Here is a 22,069-nt window from a genome sequence, read left to right on the forward strand (position 1 = left end):
ATTATTGCCCTGCAACCGGTGCTGGCTGGTTTTTCAAACTGCCTTTTACTTCCGGCGGCATGTAGTTTTCGTCATGCTTGGCCAACACTTCTTCGGCGATAAACACGCCCTGCGCATTTAGCCTGCCGTTCGCAACAATGCCCTGGCCTTCCCGGAACAGGTCCGGCAGGATGCCCGTGTATTCGACGGTCACATCCTTGCTGAAATCGGTCAGTTTAAAGCGCACCATCAACCCGTCATTCGGTCTTTCCACAGAGCCTTTAATAACCATGCCGCCCAAACGAAACAAGGTGTCTTTTGGCGCTTTGCCTTCGACGACATCGGTGGTCGAAAAAAAGTACATCAAATTTTCATTGAAAGACTTGAGCGCGAACCCCGTCGCAAGCCCCGCTCCAATAACCATCAGGCCGATTAACATTAAACGCTGTTTTCTGGCTGGTTTCATGATTTATTGCCGTTTTTGCTTAAGCGCCAGGGCGCGTAAAAACTGTCTGCGTTGCACAACCGGGATAATAATATTGGCAAGCAACACGATGAAAGTCAGACCGTAAGAAGTCCAGACATAAAAGGCGTAGCCGCCCATTGCGAAAAATTCCTGCATCGTCATTATTTGGACTCCGAGATCATGTTCTTAACCCACTGCGCATTGCGTTCGCGCAGCAACAATTCGGTGCGCGCCCGTTGCAACATCGCAATCAGGTAATAAAACTTGAACGCTACCGCCATCAACAACAGCGGTATCAACATGCTGACATGAATCGACGGCTTATCCATTTTCGTTACCGTCGGGCCTTGATGCAGCGTATTCCACCACTCGACGGAGTAATGAATAATCGGGATATTGACCACGCCGACCAGGGCCAAAATAGCCACAGCCCTGGACGCGGTGCGCTTGTCGTCTATCGCGCCGTAAAGCCCGATGACGCCGAGATACAAAAACAGCAATATCAATTCCGACGTTAACCGCGCATCCCAAACCCACCAGGTTCCCCACATCGGCTTGCCCCACAAGGAACCGGTCACCAGCGCGATAAAGGTAAAGCTGGCGCCAATCGGCGCGCTGCTGATCGCCACAATCTCGGCCAGTTTGATCCGCCAGACCAGGCCTATTGCACCGGCAACGGCCATCACCACATAAATGAACAGCGACATCCAGGCGCTGGGCACATGAATATAGATAATACGGTAGCTATCGCCCTGCTGGTAATCCGCAGGCGCAAGATACAAGCCGCCGTAAAGACCTACGGCTGTCAGCAGCAGGAAAATAACCGTCAGCCACGGCATCAAACGCTGGGTAAACGCGTAAAAATGCGGCGGGGAGGCCATCCGGTGGAAGAAGCGGACTACGGGATCAGGGATTAAAAACATGAAGCATCAGGTTCAAGGTAAAAGGTAAAAGGTGCAAGGATGATCTGTTTATAAGCTTGTGAGGCAACTCAACCGCAATGAACGGCAACCCCGGCATTACTTATATCCGGTTAATAATTTGGCCCACTATTCTACGAGATATTATCAACTAATACTCATTTTTAATGCTGCTGCGGTCGGCAAAGGCGCTAAAACCAAGGCCATCAATAGAATGGAAATCAGAATATTAATTTGCGCATCGACCGGCAGGCCTCCACTTGCCATCTGCACCGCATTACCGGCAAAAATCAACACCGGGACATACAACGGCAAAACCAGCAGCGACAAAATCATGCCTCCCCGGCGCAGCCCGACGGTTAGCGCCACGCCGATAGCCCCTATCAGGCTTAATACCGGCGTACCCAGCAGCAAGGTCAGCAACAGGATGCCCAGCGAATGATTGGGCAGGCCTAAAAAAACCGCCAACAGCGGCGCGACGATCAATAGCGGCAAGCCGGTCACCAACCAGTGCGCGACGATTTTAGCCAACACCAGCACCGAGGTCGGATGCGGGCTTAATAGCATCTGCTCCAGCGAACCGTCGTCAAAATCCGAACGAAACAAGCTGTCCAGCGACAGCATCGCCGCCAGTAACGCGGAAACCCAGATGATACCCGGCGCGATGGCTTGCAATAAATGCGGCTGCGCGCCGATACCCAACGGGAACAGCGTGATGACCAGGATAAAAAACAGCAACGGATTGGCTATTTCCGACCTCCGCCGTAAAGCCAAAACCAGATCGCGCCGAATAACGGCAAAAAATGCGCGGGATAAAGACATCAGGATAGATTAATACGCTGGACATCGACATCATGCAAAGCGATGTCATGATGTGAGGTGAGAACAATCATTCCGCCGTTGGCGCAATGTTCGATCATTAAGGTTTCGATAAGGGCAATGCCCTGCTTGTCCAATGAAGTGAACGGCTCGTCGAGTATCCACAACACATTTTCGGTAATCAGCAATCTTGCCAAAGACAGCCGTCTTTTCTGTCCAGCGGACAATGCCTGAACGAGAATGTCGTCATAGCCAGTCAAATGAACTTTGGCTAAAGCCTGGTCGATGGAATATGTCCCTACGTTGCTTAAGGCCAAGGACATTTTTAAGTTTTCCAGGACCGTCAGCTCTTTTTTAATGCCGTCCAAATGGCCGACATAAGCCATCTGTGCATAAAACTGGCTGTCTTTTACCGCGTCGCCGCACCAGCGAATCTCGCCCGCATCCGGCTCCCGGAATCCGCATAAAATGCGCAACAGCGAGGTCTTGCCGCTGCCGTTTTTGCCTTCCAGCAATAAAACCTGCCCGGAAGCCAACTCGAAAGCCAGCTGTTCAAACAGCACCCGGTCATCGCGGATGCAGCTTAAGCCCGTGCCTTCAAGAGAGTATGTTGATTGTGTTTGCATTACTAAATTGGGTATTGCGCGATACGGCGGACTAATTTACCACGAAGACACGAAGAGCATGAAGGTTAAAAGAGCAAAGCGTTTTCTTAATGATATACAGCAATTGTCGAGGGTGGTATGAAGTTACTGCTTTTTCTTCGTGTTCTCGGCAATTACTCCTGCATTGCTCTACCTCTGCCTCCATGCAGTCGTTCGTGTCTTCGTGGTGAATATTTATAACCTTAACTGGCGAGTAATCGCTGCCGCATAGTTTCATAAAGCAGCACACCGGTTGCAACCGATACGTTAAGGCTTTCCACCCGGCCCAGCATAGGCAACTTGACCAATATATCGCATTGCTCCTTGGTCAAACGTCTTAAACCTTTGCCCTCGGCGCCCACGACCAAAGCCATAGGCACGGTGAAATCGGTTTGATAAGCGGTCTGCGTTGTTTCGCCCGCCGCGCCCATGACCCAAATGCCTTGGTCTTTGAGCCAGCGCAAAGTTCTGGACAAATTGGTCACTTGGTAAACCGGCACCGTTTCCGCCGCGCCGCTTGCCACTTTACAGACCGTCGGGGTAATCCCGGTGGCATTGTCTTTAGTGATAATCACGCCATGCACGCCGGTAGCGTCGGCGGTTCTAAGACAAGCACCGAAATTATGCGGGTCCTGCACATTATCCAGCACCAGGAATAAAGGCGTTCCCTGCAATGTTAATACAGCATCCTTCAGGTCGCTTTCCGATAACTCGCCGGGCATTTCGACTTCGATAACGATGCCTTGATGGTTGTTGCCTTCGGCAAAGCGGTCCAGTTTTTTCCTGTCGATTTTTTCGGGCTCTATGCCTAGATCGAGCAAGCTATCAATCGCCTGCATCAAGCGTTTATCCTGCCGTTGTACGTCTACCCAGGCTTTGCTGATTCTTTTCGGCGAGTAATCGAGTGCGGCTTGTACCGAGTGCAGGCCGTAGAGTTTTGTTAGCTTCATAGTTCTGGCCCGATAAGAACATTATTGAGTGTTTCTGTTTTACAAACTACAACATTACCCATCATCCCTGATAGCTGCGCTTTTAACCCATCAAGCATCCTAATATCCGTATGGTTCTTACAAACAATCAGTAGTTTATAATTCGGATCAGCATCCCCTAATTCATTTGTTTTTCGATATAACCTTTCAATAACAGCAATGGAACCACACCATTTTTTGCAAAATTCGATCTTAATCTCTTTCCATGCCGTTTTTATTATTTTGTTTTCTTCTCGTTTGGTTATGTCGCCACCTGTAACTTCTCGTAGCTGTTGAAGTTCTTCTGCAATCGAGACATGACAATTATGTATCTGCTCTTCTAAATCGCTCAATTCTATTAGCTGAACATCATTATTCTTTACTACAAAATAATCGACTTTATTGACAATGCCTGCATGAAAGCCAATTGCTTTAGCAATGCCGTCTCCGTCATCAATTTTAAATGCTCGTGACGTGGATGATTCAATTATTCCATCAGCGCAGTCGGCATGTACAATGGTTTGCAAATACTCACTTTTATCGAACATGGTCTTTTACAAATCGCTAAAGTACAGTTGCTCATAAGCTGAATTCAGCAATTCTCGTGCTTCAATCAGTTGCTGATCAGAATTCTTGGACTCAAATTCAAACAACTTACCATCTAAATCCACGAAATGTACCGATAGGAAATCTTCTACATCAATTTTCTGCTTTTTCAGATTAACTTCCAAGGCTTTTAATAGATCTGTGCTGTGTGTGGTGATAACGATATTAACACCAGCCTGCGCTAAGACTAACAGTACCTCCATTAACTTAACTTGCCAATCAGGGTGTAAATTGGTTTCCGGCTCATCAATGAAAACGAAAGAACCTTCTGTAATTACGTTATGTTTTAATAAGGCTTGAACCATACCCAAGTTAGTCATGCCAAAAGAAACAAGATTTTTAGATATTTCTTGGCCGGATTTATTATCTTTAAAGCTTAAATTATCGCCTTTAAAGATAAACTCGCCACCTAAAGCATCTTCTAACAAATCGGTAGCTGCTGCAAAAGCACCTGATGTTTTAGTTTTGGTATTTAACGCATCATCCAAATCATAAAAATATTTTGGCACACCTGTTAAAACATCACTATTTTTCTTTCCGAGTAATCTTGGGCGAATTTGATTATTTTTGGCCGATTTTAATGCGTCTCTCACTTTCCAATAAGCGGGTGATTCAAAAAAAACCACACTGGATAAGCCTGATACTTCATCAATAAAATCAGCACCTAAACTAAAACTCCTTTTATTGCCACTTAATTCGATCACTAAAAGGTCATCAACTGCAATTATTATCTTTTCTTCGTCAAAGCTGATTAACTCGCTAAGTGTAGAAATTTGAAAATTATCTTTTAGTTCATTTTCAATATGAATAGCAAAAAAGTCAGCGTAATACTTTTGAGGATTTATAAGTTGCCGCAGAAAATCATCAAAGTTTTTATTAATGGCCTCAGAGATGCTTTTAATGGAGCTCCTCTTGGTAGGTTTAAGTTCATTTAAATATGTTTCATAGTAAGTATGTATTTTTTCAACATCACCTACTTTTGAGGTTGCAAAAGCCAGATAATCATCAATCTTCCAGCTACTGGCTTCTTCAAACTCTTTTTGCAACTTATCAAGAGTGAGCTCAATTCTTTTTGTAGCCCATAAATCATTTTGACCCACATAGCTAATACCGTTCGCAAAAGTTTGCAATTGAAGTTGAATTTGTCGAATCGTCTTGTTTACAGACTCATGATAAACATTCTTGTTAATGACATTTAAAATAGAATACAACGACTTGGTAAAAAAACTTTTACCTGTTCCATTCGGGCCGGTAATTACCGTCATCGGGCGAATTTTAAACTCCGCCTCCTTTAGCTTTCCCAGATTTTTGACTTTTACGTCAATTTTCATACAAATCTCTTTATAATTTCACAGCTATAGCAACGTTATTTCTTACGACGTCTTTTCTTAGGCTTGGTAGCGATTGCAACTTGCTTTTGCGCCAGCTCAAAGTCAATCTTCTTTTCATCCAGATCGACACGGGCAACCCTGACCTTGACGCTGTCGCCCAGACGGTAATTAATGCCGGTGCGCTCGCCTCTTAACTGGTGACTGGTTGCATCGAAATGAAAATAATCCTGCGCCAGATTGCTGATATGGACCAAACCTTCAACATAGATTTCAGCCAGTTCGACAAAAAAGCCGAACGAGGTGACCGCGGAAATAATGCCGGGGAATTCCTCGCCGACCTTATCCATCATATATTCGCATTTGAGCCAGCTCACCACGTCGCGGGTGGCGTCATCGGCGCGGCGCTCATTGGCTGAGCATTGCTCGCCCAACACCACCATATCGGGTACGCCGTAGAAAAAGCTTTCCACCGGTTTGCCTTGCAAACAATGCCTGATCGCGCGATGCACCAACAAATCGGGATAACGGCGGATAGGCGAAGTAAAATGCGCGTAAGCCTCCAGCGCCAAGCCGAAATGACCTTTTAATTCGGGACTATAAACGGCCTGCGACATCGAACGCAACAATACGGTCTGGATCAAATGCGCATCAGGCCGGTCTTTAATCGACTCCATCAAATGCATATAATCCAGCGGCGTCGGTTTTGCGCCGCCGCCCAAACTCAAACCCAGTTCGCCAAGAAAGGTTTTCAGGTTGAGCAACTTGTCGGCACTTGGGCCGTCATGTATCCGCAACAGCTTGGGCATTTTTTTATTGTTTAAAAAACGCGCCGCCGCCATGTTCGCGGTAATCATGAACTCTTCAATCAACTTGTGCGCATCGTTGCGCACTACCGGCACTATTTTTTCGATTTTACGCTCGGCACCGAAAATAATCCGGGTTTCCTGGGTGTCGAAATCCATCGCGCCGCGTTGTTCGCGACTCACCCGCATCACTTTGTAAAGTGCGTACAGCTCCTGCAAATGCGGCATCAAGGCTTTATGTTTTTTTGCTAAAACTTTATCGCCTTCAACCAGCATTTTTGCCACTTCGGTGTAGGTCAGCCTGGCATGAGAACTCATCACCGCGTCGAAAAAGCGCGACCGGGTAACCTGGCCTTGGTCATTAATAAGCAGCTCGCAAACCATACACAGCCGGTCTACCTGGGGATTAAGCGAACATAAGCCGTTCGATAAAATCTCCGGCAACATCGGTATGACGCGTTCAGGAAAATAGACCGAGGTGCTGCGTTTTTGCGCTTCTTTATCTAATTCCGAATTAATCTGCACATAATGCGAAACGTCGGCAATCGCAACCAGCAGTTTCCAACCTTTCGGCGTTTTCTGGCAATAAACGGCATCGTCAAAATCGCGGGCATCTTCACCATCGATGGTGACTAAAGGAGTGTTCCGCAAATCGACCCGGTTCTCTTTTGCCGACTCAGGCACCTCTTTTTTAAGCGGCTTGATTTCTTCCAGCAGCTCATCGGGCCATTGATTAGGCAGCTCATAAGAACGGATCGCCATGTCGATTTCCATTCCCGGCGCCATGTGCTCGCCCATGACCTCGATAATCCGGCCAATGGGCTGCCGAAGCTTGGTCGGTTGCTCGAGAATTTCCGCAACGACAATCTGGCCTTGCTTAGCTTTTCCCGCACCGCCTTTTTGAACCAGGATGGTTTGCGCGATATTCTTATTGTCGGGCACCACATAGGTAAAACCGTCTTCCTTATAGAGCCGGCCTACAACCTGATGAGTATTCCTCTGCAAAATTTCAACGACCGCACCTTCCCTGCGACCTTTTTTATCGACTCCGGCAACACGCACCAGCGCCCGGTCATTGTGCAGCAGGGAATTCATTTCCCGCGGCGATAAGAATAGGTCGTCCGAACCGTCATCCGGCTTGATAAACCCGAAGCCGTCCGCATGCCCGATAATGCGCCCGGCAATTAAATCCTCATTGTTAACCAGGCAATACTTTTTGCCGCGGTTGAATAATAATTGCCCGTCCCTTTCCATTGCGCGTAAACGGCGGCGTAGCGCTTCTAACTGGTCTTCGGATTCTAGGGAAAACGCTTCCGCGATTTCTTCACGGCGCAACGGCTTGCCAGCGTGCTCGATAAATTGGAGAATTAATTCGCGGCTGGGAATGGGGTTTTCATATTTCTCAGCTTCGCGCTGGGCATATGGGTCTTTTGTTGAGTTAAAATCAACGTCTTTTTTAGACTTCAATGTCATTTAAATAATAATAAAGAGAGTGGATACAATAAATATATCTTAAATAGTGGCTTAGTATATCGATTAGGGTTAAAAGAGAAAAGTTTTTGACCCTTAGTCAAAAGACTATTCCCCATTGGCTTGAGCTAACGTCCCGCTCGAAATCAATTAAGTTCGGGAAAAACTTCGCACTTAATTGACAAATCAAAAGAGGCTAGGTATAGTGCGCGCTCACTTTAGCTTTTACAGCTAACCTCTGCCGAGGTGGTGAAATTGGTAGACACGCCAGCTTCAGGTGCTGGTGGGGGCAACCCCGTGGAGGTTCAAGTCCTCTCCTCGGCACCATTCGATTATAGCCTCTTCTTTTTGATTCTACCCGTTTTTTAACAAAACGAGCTGCGTAAATTTCTCCAGGCAAGACAAACGGCTGCACACAATATCTCGAACGGCGGAGAAACCACGCTTACCCTTTCGCCTTAACATCTGATTAAACGCCGTCAGGCCTATTAGCGCAGACGTCGCATCCTCTCGCGCGGACGCCGTTTTACACTCTACATGGGACACCAGCAAATTTTCGGTAACTTCCAGTTTGAGATTGAAACAAACTCATCGAACTGTTCCAACGGTATCGGCTTGCTAAACAAATACCCCTGATAGGCATGACAGCCATGGTGTGCGAGAAATCCCCTCTGCGCCTCGCTTTCCACCCCTTCAGCGATGACCGCCAACCCCATACTTTCGGCTAGGGCGATGATCATCTTGGCAATAGCGGCGTCGTTAAGGTCGATCAGCACGTCTCTGACAAATCCTTGGTCGATTTTCAGTTGATCCAGCGGCAGTCGCTTCAGATAAGTGAGCGATGAATACCCGGTACCGAAATCATCCAGCGAGAAAGACACCCCCTTCGCTTTCAGCACAGTCATTTTGGTGATAATGTCCTCCACATTCGACACCAGCAAACTTTCGGTCAACTCCAGCTTGAGCCTGCAAGGATCAGCACCGGTGTGATCGAGCACAGCCAGTACCTGATCGGCAAAGTCGGCCTGGCGAAACTGGTGGACGCTGACATTCACAGCCAGCGTAAGATACGCAGTTTCTGGCCGGACGGCCCAAGCAGCCAATTGAGCGCAGGCGGTTTCCAGTACCCATAAACCCAAAGGCAGAATCAACCCGCTTTCCTCAGCCAACGGAATGAAATCGGCCGGCGGCACCATACCGCGCTGGGGATGCTGCCAGCGCACCAACGCTTCGGCCCCTATTATGCGCCCATGAATATCCACTTGAGGTTGATAGTGGAGAATAAATTGCTTTTCCTGCAACCCCCGGTGCAAATCCTCCTCCAAGCTGGCGCGCGCCATAATATCCGTCTGCATACCCGGATCGAAAACACAGACCGTATCGCGCCCGGCATGTTTGGCCTCGTACATGGCCAGGTCGGCGTATTTCATCAGTTCTTCCGTACTGCTCTCATGGCCCAAAAACAGCACAACGCCAATACTGGCGCTGGAGTGATAGGTAATAGTGGCTTGGGGTTGATTAAATGGAACCAACAAATGATAAGGCTTTGCCAAAGCCTCGCAAATCACTTCGGCCAGTTTTTTGGCCTGGGCGTTTGCTTTAATGGCGTACTGATCCAATGCATCAAGTATCATCACAAACTCATCACCGCCCAACCGGGCGATAGTGTCGCCTTCACGCACACAGAATTGCAATCTTCGCGTAACTTCCAGCAGCAGTTGATCGCCCATATTATGGCCATAGGTGCCATTGAGTATTTTGAATCGATCCAGATCCAAAAATAACAGTGCGCCGTGCTGCCGGGAACGCGCGCTGGCAGCGATGGCCTGGTCTATGCGATCTTGAAGCAAACGACGGTTAGGCAGCTTAGTGAGGGGATCATAAAAGGCCAGGATGCGGATACGCTCTTCCACACCATTGCTGTCAGTAATATCATAAAAGGTACCGATTAGATCGGTATTGGAAACAATAGAATCACTGTCGCTAAGAATATGTTCGACATCGGTCACTTGCTTATTAATTTTCATGGTCAGCTCCCTGTTTTACTTACTGGTTAACTTACGCAGCATTGATTCTTATTAAATTGCGCTTTATCTCCCCCGTGTTACCCGTATTCCGATTCCGCTATGTCATTTGTTACGAGCAACTCCCCGGCAATTTATTCCGTGTCCGCTCCAAAAACCGCCGTACTCCGGCAATGCCCGCGCCAACATAGCGTTCAAAAAACTCAGCCCCGCTGATGTTAAAGAACAGCACCGGCACTTCCCCGGAAACCGTGCATGCCGGCAGGATCCTTCCGGTTCCTGACGCCCGCGGCATACGTCCATCTAAGCTCTGGATATTTTCCAGCGTTGCTAAAAAATCGATGGACTCTCTAAACACCTGTTTGAGCGGATAAATTAAACCGGCCATCAAAACATTTCCCGGCAATATCGGTACGTTGGGATTTTTCCGTAAATTATCCATGTCGATACCTCGCCTTGATTCTGCGATGGTGAAAATGGTCTAGCGACTGGTCAAGAATTGAAACGATCTCTTCGCAGCAAGTAATATTTTTATTACTTGCTGCGAAGAATATGATCAGCCAGCTTGGCGACCGCAGACCAGTTTGCAGCATTGCTTATAAAGTTAAATGCCACGGTAAATAACTCATCCAATTTTTCATCCTTTTGTTGTTTATCTGCGGGGAAAAATTGTAAATATTCATTGACCAAGGCAAGATCGGAGCTGCCGCCATAATTTTTTAACGCGTCCAGATTGACCAGCTTGTGATTAAACGGCTCATCATCCGTTTCGGCAACATGCTTAGCTTCAGCCAGCGGCCCGATCAGCAGATTAATAATGTCCGCCTCAAAAGCTATCCTATAGTCATCGACCAATTGCACCCTTCCATCTCTGCGTTCTGTTAACCCGTTCATCAGGCTGTCAATAGAAGGCGGCAACAATTCGATTAACCGCTCTCCTTCCACTCGTGCAATACATCCGTCATAGGCCGATTGATAAGCCATGCCGCAATACCGCTCATTCCGTCCATATCATTAAGAAGGATGTTAAAACCGGCGGCAAACTTCTTGCCTTGTTATATAAATGAATGCCCGCAGCATGTCCCGCTTCATGGAAAGCAACACGCTGCTTATGCTCTAATAATTTATCTTGACCGCAAAGCCTCAATTATTTTGTTTCGTTTCATATTAAGCACCCTGGATTTAAAAGAACGTCTATTCACTAAAATTTATACTGTCAACATGCGCCTAACGGCGTTATCTTTTAACCGTTTCACTACCGCCCACTACCATAAGCCGCAATCTCGTAAGCAATCCGGCCCAGCGGCAACTCCTTGTTCACTACGCCCAGTTTTGCCGCCTCTTTCGGCATCCCATAGACCACACAGCTGCCTTCATCCTGTCCCAGGGTACGGGCGCCCACGTCGTACATTTCTTTCAGCCCTTTGGCGCCGTCATCGCCCATGCCGGTCATGATGATGCCCAATGCGTTTTTACCCGCGCACTTGGCTACCGAGCGGAACAACACATCTATCGATGGGCGATGCCGGGTAACGGGCGGTCCGTCCACGATCTCAACATGGTACTGCGCCCCGCTGCGCTTGAGCAGCATGTGCCGCCCTCCTTGCGCAATCAGCGCGCGTCCCGGCAACACCCGGTCGCCGTTGACGGCTTCGCGCACTTCAATCTGGCTCAGACTGTTCAGGCGGGCAGCGAATGCGCCGGTAAATTTTTCCGGCATATGCTGCACGATAACGATGCCGGGACAGACGCGCGGCAGGGCGGTCAGTACGACTTCCAGAGCCTGCGTACCGCCGGTGGAGGTGCCGATGGCGATAACCCGATCAGTGGTTTCGGCCATGGCGCTGAAGGCGGCCGGAAGGATCGCGTCCGCCGTTAATTTGGCCTGTACCGGCACGGCGGCAGTCGCTGTACCCAGTCGGCGCAGGTTGGCGCGGGCGGCGGCTTTGACTGCAACAATCAGACTTTCCGAGTCATCCTGCAGGAATTGTTTGACGCCTGCCTTAGGCTTGGTGACGATGCTGACCGCCCCGGCCGCCAACGCCTGCATAGTGGTTTCCGCACCTTTCTCGGTCAGCGAGGAGCAGATGACTACCGGCGTGGGCCGTTCGGACATCAGCTTTTTTAAAAACGTGATACCGTCCATGCGCGGCATTTCCACGTCCAACACAATCACATCGGGCCATTGCGTCTGCATCTTAGCCATTGCAAACACCGGGTCGGAAGCGGCGCCGATCACGTTAATACCTGAATCTTGCGACAGATTTGTCGTCAATACCTGCCGCACTACGGCGGAATCGTCCACTATCAGTACATTAATCTGAATCACCTTCAACTCCTGTTTATGGGGTCATGCTCGATGTTGGACATCACATTACTGTGCTTAACCCAGACATCACCGCTCCACACTTCAAAAATCACGTTGCGATATCCGATGTCGCCCAAGTGCTCTGACACGCAAGCAAATCCATGTTGTTTTGCAAGTCGCCGCGCGGCTTGCACATTCTGGATACCGATCTCAGGCATCCTGTTTTTATGCCTTTCAGGAAACATATTGCCTCCACCAAATAGCTTGACCTGATATTCCTTATAGGGAGCGCCGACAGCATCAATTTTCTTCATCAGCAGGGCAATCGCCTCATCAGCATACCGCCCGTCCGGCACAGGCCGGTCGCCTACCCTCCGCTCGCTGCCACGCTTCGGCAGCATGTAGTGGCACATCCCCCCTATCAGCAGCTGAGGGTGCCAAAAGGCCATCGAGACACATGACCCCAGCACGGTGCGGATACGCGTGTCCCGGCCGCCGAAGTAATAATCGCCGGGCTGAAGAAATATCTCTAAAGGATGTAAAGGCGTTATCATTTCAGGGCCTCTTAGGGTTTCAGGTAAACGGCCGGTTGCACCAGTCGCAGGTCTTCGTTTATGCCGTTCAGCGTCTCGGAATGGCCGACCAAAAAATGTCCGCCGGGGCGCAGTAGCGACAACAGGCGTTTAACAACCTGGCGTTTGGTTTGCTGATCGAAATAAATCATGACGTTACGCAGAAATATCACATCAAACTCGCCCAGTTTCGGCGGCGCTTCGGTGAGGTTATGGTGCATGAACTGCACCCGTTCGCGCAGTTTGCGCTCGATCAGCAATGTCCCTTCCTGGCTGCCTGTGCCTTTAAGGCAGTAGTTGGACAAATAGCGGCTGGGAATTTCCATCACACGCGCTACCGGGTAAAGGCCTGCACGCGCTTGTTCCAGCACCCGCACGCTAAGATCGGAAGCGACGATTTCCCACGGCGCATGACCCAATACGTCATCCAGCATCATCTCAATACTGTAGGGCTCTTCACCGCTGGAACAGGCTGCACTCCAGATGCGAAAAGGTTTACCGGGCCTCCGCGCCGGTAAAATGCGTTGGCGCAAAAAATCGAAATGTTTGGGTTCCCGAAAAAAGTGCGTTTCGTTGGTGGTCAGCAAATCCACCGCCGTTTGCAGTTCCGTTTGTCCATTGGCGGCGGTAATCATTTGAAAATACTCGCCGTAGCTTGCCAGTCCGTAGTGTTGAAGCCGCTTCGCCAAACGGCTGGTCACCAGCGGCTTCTTGGCGGGCGACATATTGATGCCGGCGATACGGTAGATCAGGTCGCGAAACTGTGCGAATTCCTTCTCTTGTAACACCACGGCATTAAAGTTAGGTTTATAAACTGCTTGTGCTGTCATTTTCTTATTCCACGAATTAACGCTATATAAAATTCACTGAGGCGCTGGATACAAAATCATGCTCTATATAACCGGAGCAATGTTTGTATTCCGTCCGTCTCGTGCGTTGCGTATCTACGTGCAGCTCTGAAACCCAATTGATAAAACGTTCTACATCCGAACCTTGAAAAAGAAAGTCGTGTTGAGGACAAAGCATATAGATGTCTATCGCCGCTACGCGCTGACACCTTGGGCGCTTGAGCTCCGGGGACGCTATCTTGTGTAGGTAAGAACCTTTGGCATCGCGAATGTTGGCATCCAAATCTTTAACGAATAAATCATTCATATCTTCCTAGACCGTCGTTGAGCCCATATCACCCAAGAAAACATGAGTCCTCGCTTGGGTGATAAAGTCCATGTTACCCACTACACGGGAGCGGCCGCCTTTAGGCAAACCCTCCCGAATAGGCCTTCCCTCTTCTTGCCGAACATCCGCAGTTTATGCACTGCCACACAGTGCAGTCTTATGTGAACTCACCTGCGTAACATCGGCAGCCGACGCGGTTCCCACCGCAGCCAAAGCCGCCATGTCCTCCATCGACAGCACCTGCTGAATATTCAGAATGATCACAAACTTGCCGTTGATCTTGCCCATTCCGGCAATAAACTCGGCGTGGATGTGGGTGCCGAACGTAGGCGCCGGTTCAATATCGCTATCTGAAATCTCCAGCACTGCGTTCACCGCATCCACCATGACCCCGACACTATGCGTTTCCTCTTCTATCGCAACTTCGATAATAATGATGCAGTTGCGCCGCCCCACCTCCGTGGGCGGTTTGCCGAAACGTGCGCTCAAATCAATGACCGGCACCACGGCTCCCCTTAAGTTAATAACGCCGCGAATGAAACTCGGCATCCTTGGCACTTCGGTCAATTGGCCGTATTGAATGATCTCCTTGATCCGAAGTATGCTGATGGCATAAGTTTCGCCGCTTAACATAAAGGTGAGATATTGCTGCTGTTCCTCAAACGCCTGACTGTGCGCTATGGCGGATAGCGTTGCCGCCGCCGATGACGCTGATGCGATTGCATTCATACTCACCTCCTAAAAGTTCACAAATTCAACTTCGTTGGCCGCCCGTTTTACCCCCGCCACTTTTTTAACCGGCGGTTTGGAAAGTTTGGCTTTAGCCAAAGGAGTCACTCCCGTACCTTTACTCGTGTCCACCGTAAAGAATCCGATAAGATCCTGTAGTTGCGCTGCCTGTCCGCTCATTTCTTCCGAAGTGGCGGCTAATTCTTCCGACGAACTGGCATTCTGCTGAGTGATCTTATTCAGCTGATCCATAGCGGTATTGATTTGACCGACACCTGACGATTGCTCTTCAGAGGCCGCCGCGATTTCCTGCACCAGGTCGGAGGTTTTCTTGATGGAAGGCACGATGGTATCCAGCAACTTGCCGGCGCTCTCAGCCATATCGACACTGCTGGTGGCGAGTTCGCCGATTTCCTGTGCGGCGATCTGGCTGCGTTCCGCCAATTTGCGCACTTCGGCGGCGACCACCGCAAAGCCCCTGCCGTGTTCCCCGGCTCGGGCGGCTTCAATCGCAGCATTCAAAGCCAGCAAGTTGGTTTGGTAAGCAATGTCGTCGATGATGCCGATTTTTCCGGCGATGCTCTTCATCGCGCTGACCGTCTCTTTAACCGCTTCACCGCCTTGCACCGCCTCGCTGCTGGCCTGGGTAGCCATGCCGTCGGTAACTTTGGCGTTTTCAGTGTTCTGGTTGATCGATGCCGACATCTGCTCGACCGAAGCGCTGGTTTCCTCGACACTGGCCGCCTGCTCACTGGTTGCCTGGCTCATGCTCTGCGCCGTGGCGGAAACCTCCTCACTGGCCGACGCAATATTGGAAGCGGCATCGTTAACGTCACTAATGACTTGCGACAGTTTGGCGATGGTGTTATTGACCGTATCCTTGAAGTCTTTAAGCTGCCCTTTGTAATCGCCATTGACGGTTCGGGTAAGGTCGCCCTGTTCCATATCGACGAGAACCGATACCGCTTCGTTCACAGGAAGAATGACACCGTCCAGCGTGTCATTGACGCCTTCGACGATCTTGCGGAAGTCGCCTTGGTGTTTGCTCGCATCGGCGCGCGTTTGCAAACGACCTTCAACCGCTGCAACCGCAAGCGTGTTGGCGTCTGCTACCAGAGCGTTCACCGCATCGATACAGGTGTTGAGGTTGTTTTTCAGGACATTGAAATCGCCGTTGTAGGTATCGGTGATCTTCGCAGGAATGGCGCCTTTGGAAATGTTATCGACATAATCCGCCGCTACATTCAAAGGCCCAATCACCGCATCCAACGTGTTGTTCACACCCTCGACAATCTTGCGGAAATCGCCTTGGTGTTTGCTCGCATCGGCGCGCGTTTGTAACCGGCCTTCGACCGCTGCAACCGCCAGCGTGTTGGCGTCGGCCACCAGGGCGTTCACCGCGTCGATACAGGTATTGAGATTGTTTTTCAGGGCATTGAAATCGCCGTTGTAGGTATCGGTGATTTTGGCGGGAATGGCGCCTTTGGCAATGTTATCGACATAATCCGCCGCTACGTTCAAAGGCCCAATCACCGCATCCAACGTGTTGTTCACACCCTCGACAATCTTGCGGAAATCGCCTTGGTGTTTGCTCGCATCGGCGCGCGTTTGTAACCGGCCTTCGACCGCTGCAACCGCCAGCGTGTTGGCGTCGTCCACCAGGGCGTTCACCGCGTCGATACAGGTATTGAGATTGTTTTTCAGGACATTGAAATCGCCGTTGTAGGTGTCGGTGATCTTGGCGGGGATATTACCCTTGGCAATTTTGTCGACGTAGTCGGCCGCAACGTTCAGCGGATTGACGATATTGGTGATAGTGTCGTTCACGCCTTGTATCAGTTTGCGGAAATCGCCTTGATGTTTGGTCGCATCGGCGCGGGTGTTGAGCTGACCGTCAGCAGCGGCTTTGACCAAGTTATCGGTGTCAGCCATTACCGCCTTAAGATTGCCGCGTACCAATTCAATGGTATTGTTAATGAAGACTTTTTTACCTGGAAGCTGTTCCATCGGCGCCTCGAAGTTACCTTCGCCGAAGGCTTTAAATACCGCCATGGCTTTTTTCTTGACAGCGATATGACCGCCGACCATGTCGTTGACGCCTTGCGCCATGACTTGAAAGCCGCCTTGGAATTTTTTGCTGTCAACGACGACATCGATGTCGCCTTTGTTGTGCTCGCTGCTCATATAATCAATATCCGCCAGCAGCGCTTTGAGGGTGTCGCTGATGTTCTTCACCGTAAACATCAGGCTTGCGGTGTCGCCTGCCTTGAGTTCGATCTTGGAGCTCAAATCGCCCTCGGCGATCTTGTTGGCCAACTGAGCAACAACATCCGGCTCGGCGCCTAGTTGCCGCACCAGGTTTCTGGTGATAAACCAACCCAGCAGCGCCGTCAGTAACAGCTCAAAAGCCGTAATGATAATAGATACCAGCATCGCATCGGCCTTCGCTGCCGCGGCTTCGTCCGCCGCCTTCTTCGCCAGGTCGACTTTGTAGTCCATGTGGCCGTTGAACGCGGCATTCACTCTCTCAGACTGCGCGGCATATTGCGTCAGTACCTCGCGGGCCTGATCGGTCTTGTTCTGGCGAGAAAGATCCAACGCTATTTCCGTCCCTTTAAGATATTCGTTTAAAGCCGCTTGGTCCTCGACCAACATCTGCTTATCCTTGTTATCCGTAATCGTGCTTTCATAAGTCTTCAGCGTGCTTGTGATTTTATCCAGCGATTCCTTGATCTTGACTTCTATTTCCGGCTTTTTGCTGGCGTCAGGAGTCAGCACATGACGGTACACACGGACACGCAGTCGGCCTAGCGATTCAATGGCCTTTTCCAATTTAACAATAGACGGAACACTGTTAATGTTGGCGAAATTGGTTTTTTCATACACCACATCTATTCTGTTCTGTCCAAGCCAAGCCAGACTGATCAGGCCCAAAATGGCGGCCCCTATCAGCAAAGTCATCTTCTTTGTGACAGTCATATTATTCATTGCTTTTCTCCGAAAAATTAAAAACTACAGCTATTTAGTCTTGCAATAACACGCTTAAGACGCGCTTACATTCCCTCTTTGTTCAATCTGATTCCGCAGCCCTACTGCATCAATTCGGCCGCCGAAGCAGAACCCACCGTAGCCAGTGTCGCCATGTCCTCCATCGAAAGCACCTGCTGAATATTCAGGATGATCACAAACTTGCCGTTGATCTTGCCCATTCCGGCAATAAACTCGGCGTGGATGTGGGTGCCGAACGTAGGCGCCGGTTCAATATCGCTATCTGAAATCTCCAGCACTGCGTTCACCGCATCCACCATGACCCCGACACTATGCGTTTCCTCTTCTATCGCAACTTCGATAATAATGATGCAGTTGCGCCGCCCCACCTCCGTGGGCGGTTTGCCGAAACGTGCGCTCAAATCAATGACCGGCACCACGGCTCCCCTTAAGTTAATAACGCCGCGGATGAAACTCGGCATCCTTGGCACTTCGGTCAATTGGCCGTATTGAATGATCTCCTTGATCCGAAGTATGCTGATGGCGTAAGTCTCACCGCTCAGCATAAAGGTGAGATATTGCTGTTGTTCCTCAAGCGCCTGACTGTCGGATACCTTAGGCTTCCCGTGTGTCGCTGGTGTGATAGCGTTCATGTCAATCTCCTGAATCGTCACGAATTCGAAGTCGTTAAACTCCCGATTTTTTGCTGCGTTTTTTAGCCGCACGCTTGAAAGGCTTAACCGTTTCGATTTTCGCCTGCCCCGGAATCGCTAAAAATACGAGTGAACTTATCTTCCTAGCGATGGTCATATTCATTGCACTTACTCCCGAATACATGAAAAAAATAACAACTGCTTGGTCTTACCATTCGTTTTCGTTTAAACCCTAAAAAAGTGCGCGGCGCGCGCCCTGCCTGAATGGGTGTAGGGAACGGCGCACGCGCCAGAGAGGGCCTTTAAACGTTAATTTAATCCTCAGGCTGCGGGTGCGTCCTGACCAGCCATGCACTATCCCAAATCACGACCGCACCCAGTCGTCAGCCCTGTTGGCCGGGCATGCTGCTTATGCCCGACATTGACATGTTTCAATAGGCGCCGGGTCTTTAACTCGCCCAAAGCCGTTCCATCATTGACTATTTTGATGCGGCGGCGAGTGCTACCTCAGATGCCTCTCTTTCATGTTCAATCTGCCCCATCAGTCCCGGTACATCGACTATCAGGGCAACCTCGCCGCTGCCCAAAATGGTAAATCCGCCGATGCTTTTTTCGCCTTTAAACAGCTTGCCCAGCGGTTTAATCACGGTCTGGAACTCACCCATCAGTTTGTCCACGACCAATCCGGCTTTGTGATCGCCGTAACCCACTACCACGACGTTCTCGCGTTGCACCTGCTCGCCTTGCATGTCGAAGTGATCGCGCAGCCGCCGATACGGCAGCACTTCGCCGCGCAGGTTGAGATATTGCCCATCGCCTTCGTCGCCGGCCCACGCTCTTAATTCGATACATTCAACCACCATGTCCAGCGGGATGACGTAGGCGGCGTTACCGACGCCCACCATGAAGCCGTCGATGATGGCCAGGGTCAGCGGCAGCCGGATGCGGACGGTGCTGCCTTGGCCTTCTACGCTGTCCAGATCGACGGTGCCGCGTAAGGCCTGGATGTTGCGCCGCACCACGTCCATGCCGACGCCGCGGCCGGACAGGTTGCTGACCGCATCGGCGGTGGAAAATCCGGCTTCGAAAATCAGGTTGTAGATTTCCTTGTCGGTCAGCATTGCGCCTTCGCTGACCAGTCCGCGTTCGATGGCTTTGGCGAGGATTTTTTCTTTGTTCAAGCCGCCGCCGTCGTCGCTGACTTCGATAACGATGCTGCCTGCATCGTGATAGGCGTTGAGCATCAGCGTACCTTTGGCCGGTTTGCCGCGGACCATACGCAGCTCGGCAGGTTCTATGCCGTGATCCATCGAGTTGCGCACCAGATGAGTCAGCGGGTCGCCGATTTTTTCAACGACGGTTTTGTCGAGTTCCGTCTCTGCCCCACTGATAACCAGGTCGACATCTTTGCCCAGTTCTTTGCTGACGTCGCGCACGACGCGCTGGAAGCGGTTGAAGGTGGCGCCGATTTGCACCATGCGCAACGCCAAGGCGGAATCGCGGACTTCTTCGACCAGCCGCGACAAGGTGGCGGTGGACTCCATAAGATCCGCCATGCCGGCGCGTCGGGCGATCAGGTTGGTACCGGCTCCGGCAATGATCAGCTCTCCGACCAAATTGATCAGTTCGTCGAGTTTTTCGGCATCGACGCGAATCAAGTTGGCTTCGTTTTTTTTGTTTTCCTTGACCTGTTTTTGTTTTTCCAGGGCGGCTTCCACGACCGGCGGACTGACCATCTGCTGTTCGACCAGGACTTCACCGATCGGCCGTTGCGGATCGTCGCCGTGTTCCGATTGCAGGCGCAGGATGCTGTCCAATTCTTCCGGAGTTAAGGTCCCGCACTTGACCAGAATTTCGCCCAGGCGCATTTCCTGTTCCGGCAGCGCCTGAATCAGGCGCTGGTATTCGGAAGCTTTACTGTGCGGCGGCAAAATACGGATTAGGCAGTCGCTACGGACGAAGTTGAAAATGCTTTCTATGGCGAGTTTGTCGGCTTCGCTGCTAAAGCTGATTTCAAAACCTAAATAGCATGTTTCCGAATCCATGTGTTCGGCGTCGGGAATGGCGTCGATTAAGGTCACCAGTTGCACGATACTGCCTAAAGAGCACAGGCAGCGCACGAAGGAAAACGGATCCATGCCGTTCCTGAATACCTCCGGCCCAAAGCGTAAGGATAGATGCCAATGGTCGGTTCCGACCGCGCCGCTTTGCTCCCGCTCCAGCTTGGCTTCCTGGACTACGGGCATTTCGCCCGGATTGCCGGGCCGGTCCTCTTTTGTCCCGCCCAAATGAGCTTCCAGTTGCGCTATTAAATTGTTGCCGCGGTGGTCGGTTTCCTCGCCGGCTTGCGTGCCTTCGGCAACATGGTTGATCAATTCGCGCAAATGGTCATGCACCTCGATAAACAATGCCGCCAACACGGAACTCATCGTTATGTCGCCGCTACGCACCCGATCCAGCACGCTTTCTGCGGCATGGGTGAACTCCACGATAGCGTCAATGCCGAACATGCCCGCCGAGCCTTTGATGGTGTGCGCAGCCCGGAAGATGGCGTTGATAATTTCAGGATCTTCCGCGGCCTGTTCTACGATTAACAAGGCTTCTTCCATTTGTTCGAGCAGTTCCCGGCACTCGACAACAAAGGTTTGTAGATATTCGTCTGGAATCATATCGATTTACCTTCTTGGGTAGGTTTACGGACGATCAGCAGCGGATCGCCGAAAAAACCGGCTAATCCTGACAAGTCCAAAAGCTCCATCACCGCCGGGCTGTGGCCGGTAAAGCTCAAAACCTTACCTAACATCGCTGCTTCTTTTTTTATCATCACCAGCAGTTGCAGTCCGGCGCCGTCGAATTCATTAACCTTGGACAGGTCCAGCTCCAATTCGTCATTCGTCGACAGGCCCGCCAACAAGTTATCTTTCAATTCCAAAACGGTATAAATGGTCAATTCACCCACTATCACAATGCGGCTGCTTGGCTGATTTTTAGTGTTTCTGTTCGCCATAAATTGCTCCCGTTGTTTATGCCTGGATAAGCTGAGAAACCGCAGCCAGTAGTTGCGGCGGCTGAAAAGGTTTGACTATCCAGGCTTTTACGCCGGCGGCTTTGCCTTCATTCATTTTCTCGGCTTGCGTTTCGGTGGTCAGCATGATGATCGGGGTGAATTTGTAACTCGGCAGTTGTTTGGCCGTCTTAACAAAGGTGAGACCGTCCATATTGGGCATATTCACGTCACTGATAATCAGGTGTATTTTGCTGCCGTTCAGTTTGGTCAGTGCGTCCTGACCGTCGCAAGCCAAAATCACGTCGTATCCCTCGCGGGTCAGGGTGCTGTTCATCACCTGCCTGACCGAAGCTGAGTCGTCCACAAACAGTATTGTTTTTGCCATGTCAATTCCTCAGAAAAATGTAATATTGGACTGGCTGGTCGTGATCGTTTTCTTCGCGCCATCATGCGCCGCCAGCTGCTCTTCCATCGTGTAAGTCATAACCAACTCTTCCAGCCATTGCTCCACTGAAATGGTCTAATTAAACAGGACACTTCTAAAGACAGATTTATAATGTCATCAGAGGTGAATATGAGTAATCAAAATAAACACAAACGTCCGAA

23 protein-coding genes and 1 tRNA gene are annotated in these 22,069 nt (G+C 50.2%); 1 reads left to right on the forward strand and 23 read right to left on the reverse strand.

Annotated elements, in window-relative coordinates; all coding sequences use genetic code 11:
- Position 1 precedes the first annotated feature (1 nt).
- From ccmE to rnr, 9 genes are all read right to left on the reverse strand, one after another.
- A complete protein-coding gene (gene ccmE, locus B0F88_RS05740) occupies positions 2–445 on the reverse strand; it encodes a cytochrome c maturation protein CcmE (protein WP_104422976.1) in 444 nt (147 codons plus the stop codon).
- A 3-nt stretch (positions 446–448) separates the two neighbouring features.
- Positions 449–607, reverse strand: a complete 159-nt coding sequence (gene ccmD, locus B0F88_RS05745) for a heme exporter protein CcmD (protein ID WP_104422977.1) — start codon at positions 605–607, stop codon at positions 449–451.
- Positions 607–1,368 carry a heme ABC transporter permease gene (locus tag B0F88_RS05750; RefSeq protein WP_104422978.1) on the reverse strand — a complete coding sequence of 254 codons (762 nt, stop codon included), beginning with the start codon at positions 1,366–1,368 and terminating at the stop codon, positions 607–609. The genes ccmD and B0F88_RS05750 overlap by 1 nt, the downstream gene beginning before the upstream one ends.
- A gap of 144 nt (positions 1,369–1,512) precedes the next feature.
- Positions 1,513–2,187, reverse strand: coding sequence for a heme exporter protein CcmB (gene ccmB / locus B0F88_RS05755; RefSeq protein WP_104422979.1), 675 nt, complete (start codon positions 2,185–2,187; stop codon positions 1,513–1,515).
- Complete coding sequence (ccmA, locus tag B0F88_RS05760; protein WP_104422980.1) at positions 2,187–2,810, reverse strand: cytochrome c biogenesis heme-transporting ATPase CcmA; 624 nt, start codon at positions 2,808–2,810, stop codon at positions 2,187–2,189. Before ccmA ends, ccmB begins: the two co-directional genes overlap by 1 nt.
- 221 nt (positions 2,811–3,031) lie before the next feature.
- Entirely contained in the window at positions 3,032–3,778 is a 747-nt protein-coding gene (gene rlmB / locus B0F88_RS05765) for a 23S rRNA (guanosine(2251)-2'-O)-methyltransferase RlmB (protein ID WP_104422981.1), read from the reverse strand.
- Positions 3,775–4,344 carry a hypothetical protein gene (locus B0F88_RS05770; RefSeq protein WP_104422982.1) on the reverse strand — a complete coding sequence of 190 codons (570 nt, stop codon included), beginning with the start codon at positions 4,342–4,344 and terminating at the stop codon, positions 3,775–3,777. Before B0F88_RS05770 ends, rlmB begins: the two co-directional genes overlap by 4 nt.
- A 6-nt stretch (positions 4,345–4,350) precedes the next feature.
- Positions 4,351–5,733: an AAA family ATPase gene (locus B0F88_RS05775; RefSeq protein WP_104422983.1), complete on the reverse strand. Its 1,383-nt coding sequence runs from the start codon at positions 5,731–5,733 to the stop codon at positions 4,351–4,353.
- A gap of 35 nt (positions 5,734–5,768) precedes the next feature.
- On the reverse strand, positions 5,769–8,009 hold the full coding sequence (rnr, locus tag B0F88_RS05780; RefSeq protein ID WP_104422984.1) for a ribonuclease R: 2,241 nt from the start codon (positions 8,007–8,009) through the stop codon (positions 5,769–5,771).
- Between the two features lie 237 nt (positions 8,010–8,246).
- Between rnr and B0F88_RS05785 the strand changes: the two genes are divergently transcribed.
- Positions 8,247–8,333: transfer RNA gene (locus B0F88_RS05785), tRNA-Leu, on the forward strand.
- Between the two features lie 206 nt (positions 8,334–8,539).
- On the opposite strand, the gene B0F88_RS05790 is transcribed toward B0F88_RS05785, so the two are convergent.
- The 14 genes from B0F88_RS05790 to B0F88_RS05850 all read right to left on the reverse strand — a co-directional run bounded on the left by B0F88_RS05790 (position 8,540) and on the right by B0F88_RS05850 (position 21,848).
- Complete coding sequence (locus B0F88_RS05790) at positions 8,540–10,033, reverse strand: putative bifunctional diguanylate cyclase/phosphodiesterase (RefSeq protein WP_104422985.1); 1,494 nt, start codon at positions 10,031–10,033, stop codon at positions 8,540–8,542.
- Positions 10,034–10,142: 109 nt separating this feature from the next.
- On the reverse strand, positions 10,143–10,472 hold the full coding sequence (locus B0F88_RS05795) for a hypothetical protein (RefSeq protein WP_104422986.1): 330 nt from the start codon (positions 10,470–10,472) through the stop codon (positions 10,143–10,145).
- Between the two features lie 92 nt (positions 10,473–10,564).
- On the reverse strand, positions 10,565–11,014 hold the full coding sequence (locus B0F88_RS19650) for a hypothetical protein (RefSeq protein ID WP_258076567.1): 450 nt from the start codon (positions 11,012–11,014) through the stop codon (positions 10,565–10,567).
- Positions 11,015–11,285: 271 nt separating this feature from the next.
- The gene (locus B0F88_RS05805) at positions 11,286–12,359 is read right to left on the reverse strand and encodes a protein-glutamate methylesterase/protein-glutamine glutaminase (protein WP_104422987.1); all 1,074 of its coding nucleotides are present in this window, start codon (positions 12,357–12,359) and stop codon (positions 11,286–11,288) included.
- A 2-nt stretch (positions 12,360–12,361) separates the two neighbouring features.
- Complete coding sequence (locus B0F88_RS05810) at positions 12,362–12,892, reverse strand: chemotaxis protein CheD (RefSeq protein ID WP_104422988.1); 531 nt, start codon at positions 12,890–12,892, stop codon at positions 12,362–12,364.
- Positions 12,893–12,903: 11 nt separating this feature from the next.
- On the reverse strand, positions 12,904–13,740 hold the full coding sequence (locus tag B0F88_RS05815; protein WP_104422989.1) for a CheR family methyltransferase: 837 nt from the start codon (positions 13,738–13,740) through the stop codon (positions 12,904–12,906).
- A 22-nt stretch (positions 13,741–13,762) separates the two neighbouring features.
- On the reverse strand, positions 13,763–14,065 hold the full coding sequence (locus B0F88_RS05820; protein ID WP_104422990.1) for a hypothetical protein: 303 nt from the start codon (positions 14,063–14,065) through the stop codon (positions 13,763–13,765).
- Positions 14,066–14,218: 153 nt separating this feature from the next.
- Positions 14,219–14,815 carry a chemotaxis protein CheW gene (locus tag B0F88_RS05825; RefSeq protein WP_104422991.1) on the reverse strand — a complete coding sequence of 199 codons (597 nt, stop codon included), beginning with the start codon at positions 14,813–14,815 and terminating at the stop codon, positions 14,219–14,221.
- A gap of 9 nt (positions 14,816–14,824) precedes the next feature.
- Positions 14,825–17,803 carry a methyl-accepting chemotaxis protein gene (locus B0F88_RS19825; RefSeq protein ID WP_104422992.1) on the reverse strand — a complete coding sequence of 993 codons (2,979 nt, stop codon included), beginning with the start codon at positions 17,801–17,803 and terminating at the stop codon, positions 14,825–14,827.
- A 101-nt stretch (positions 17,804–17,904) separates the two neighbouring features.
- Positions 17,905–18,456, reverse strand: a complete 552-nt coding sequence (locus B0F88_RS05835; RefSeq protein ID WP_104423014.1) for a chemotaxis protein CheW — start codon at positions 18,454–18,456, stop codon at positions 17,905–17,907.
- Between the two features lie 34 nt (positions 18,457–18,490).
- Positions 18,491–18,619 (reverse strand): hypothetical protein, encoded by a 129-nt coding sequence (locus tag B0F88_RS19665; protein ID WP_258076568.1) that lies wholly within the window; start codon positions 18,617–18,619, stop codon positions 18,491–18,493.
- A gap of 316 nt (positions 18,620–18,935) precedes the next feature.
- The gene (locus tag B0F88_RS05840) at positions 18,936–21,125 is read right to left on the reverse strand and encodes a chemotaxis protein CheA (RefSeq protein ID WP_104422993.1); all 2,190 of its coding nucleotides are present in this window, start codon (positions 21,123–21,125) and stop codon (positions 18,936–18,938) included.
- Positions 21,122–21,463: an STAS domain-containing protein gene (locus B0F88_RS05845; RefSeq protein ID WP_104422994.1), complete on the reverse strand. Its 342-nt coding sequence runs from the start codon at positions 21,461–21,463 to the stop codon at positions 21,122–21,124. The genes B0F88_RS05840 and B0F88_RS05845 overlap by 4 nt, the downstream gene beginning before the upstream one ends.
- Before the next feature lie 16 nt (positions 21,464–21,479).
- A complete protein-coding gene (locus B0F88_RS05850) occupies positions 21,480–21,848 on the reverse strand; it encodes a response regulator (RefSeq protein ID WP_104422995.1) in 369 nt (122 codons plus the stop codon).
- Positions 21,849–22,069 lie beyond the last annotated feature (221 nt).

The organism is Methylobacter tundripaludum (assembly GCF_002934365.1).
GTDB classification, from domain to species: domain Bacteria; phylum Pseudomonadota; class Gammaproteobacteria; order Methylococcales; family Methylomonadaceae; genus Methylobacter_A; species Methylobacter_A tundripaludum_A.

What these genes read in the sequence shown, in the direction of transcription:
- rnr (WP_104422984.1), bottom strand. Translation starts at nt 8,009, where the DNA reads ATGACATTGAAGTCTAAAAAAGACGTTGATTTTAACTCAACAAAAGAC.
- rlmB (WP_104422981.1), bottom strand. Translation starts at nt 3,778, where the DNA reads ATGAAGCTAACAAAACTCTACGGCCTGCACTCGGTACAAGCCGCACTC.
- ccmB (WP_104422979.1), bottom strand. Translation starts at nt 2,187, where the DNA reads ATGTCTTTATCCCGCGCATTTTTTGCCGTTATTCGGCGCGATCTGGTT.
- B0F88_RS05790 (WP_104422985.1), bottom strand. Translation starts at nt 10,033, where the DNA reads ATGAAAATTAATAAGCAAGTGACCGATGTCGAACATATTCTTAGCGAC.
- B0F88_RS05775 (WP_104422983.1), bottom strand. Translation starts at nt 5,733, where the DNA reads ATGAAAATTGACGTAAAAGTCAAAAATCTGGGAAAGCTAAAGGAGGCG.
- B0F88_RS05835 (WP_104423014.1), bottom strand. Translation starts at nt 18,456, where the DNA reads ATGAACGCTATCACACCAGCGACACACGGGAAGCCTAAGGTATCCGAC.
- ccmE (WP_104422976.1), bottom strand. Translation starts at nt 445, where the DNA reads ATGAAACCAGCCAGAAAACAGCGTTTAATGTTAATCGGCCTGATGGTT.
- B0F88_RS05850 (WP_104422995.1), bottom strand. Translation starts at nt 21,848, where the DNA reads ATGGCAAAAACAATACTGTTTGTGGACGACTCAGCTTCGGTCAGGCAG.
- B0F88_RS05825 (WP_104422991.1), bottom strand. Translation starts at nt 14,815, where the DNA reads ATGAATGCAATCGCATCAGCGTCATCGGCGGCGGCAACGCTATCCGCC.
- B0F88_RS05770 (WP_104422982.1), bottom strand. Translation starts at nt 4,344, where the DNA reads ATGTTCGATAAAAGTGAGTATTTGCAAACCATTGTACATGCCGACTGC.
- B0F88_RS05750 (WP_104422978.1), bottom strand. Translation starts at nt 1,368, where the DNA reads ATGTTTTTAATCCCTGATCCCGTAGTCCGCTTCTTCCACCGGATGGCC.
- B0F88_RS19665 (WP_258076568.1), bottom strand. Translation starts at nt 18,619, where the DNA reads ATGAATATGACCATCGCTAGGAAGATAAGTTCACTCGTATTTTTAGCG.
- B0F88_RS05840 (WP_104422993.1), bottom strand. Translation starts at nt 21,125, where the DNA reads ATGATTCCAGACGAATATCTACAAACCTTTGTTGTCGAGTGCCGGGAA.
- B0F88_RS05845 (WP_104422994.1), bottom strand. Translation starts at nt 21,463, where the DNA reads ATGGCGAACAGAAACACTAAAAATCAGCCAAGCAGCCGCATTGTGATA.
- B0F88_RS19650 (WP_258076567.1), bottom strand. Translation starts at nt 11,014, where the DNA reads ATGGCTTATCAATCGGCCTATGACGGATGTATTGCACGAGTGGAAGGA.
- B0F88_RS05815 (WP_104422989.1), bottom strand. Translation starts at nt 13,740, where the DNA reads ATGACAGCACAAGCAGTTTATAAACCTAACTTTAATGCCGTGGTGTTA.
- B0F88_RS05810 (WP_104422988.1), bottom strand. Translation starts at nt 12,892, where the DNA reads ATGATAACGCCTTTACATCCTTTAGAGATATTTCTTCAGCCCGGCGAT.
- B0F88_RS05820 (WP_104422990.1), bottom strand. Translation starts at nt 14,065, where the DNA reads ATGAATGATTTATTCGTTAAAGATTTGGATGCCAACATTCGCGATGCC.
- B0F88_RS19825 (WP_104422992.1), bottom strand. Translation starts at nt 17,803, where the DNA reads ATGAATAATATGACTGTCACAAAGAAGATGACTTTGCTGATAGGGGCC.
- ccmD (WP_104422977.1), bottom strand. Translation starts at nt 607, where the DNA reads ATGACGATGCAGGAATTTTTCGCAATGGGCGGCTACGCCTTTTATGTC.
- B0F88_RS05795 (WP_104422986.1), bottom strand. Translation starts at nt 10,472, where the DNA reads ATGGATAATTTACGGAAAAATCCCAACGTACCGATATTGCCGGGAAAT.
- ccmA (WP_104422980.1), bottom strand. Translation starts at nt 2,810, where the DNA reads ATGCAAACACAATCAACATACTCTCTTGAAGGCACGGGCTTAAGCTGC.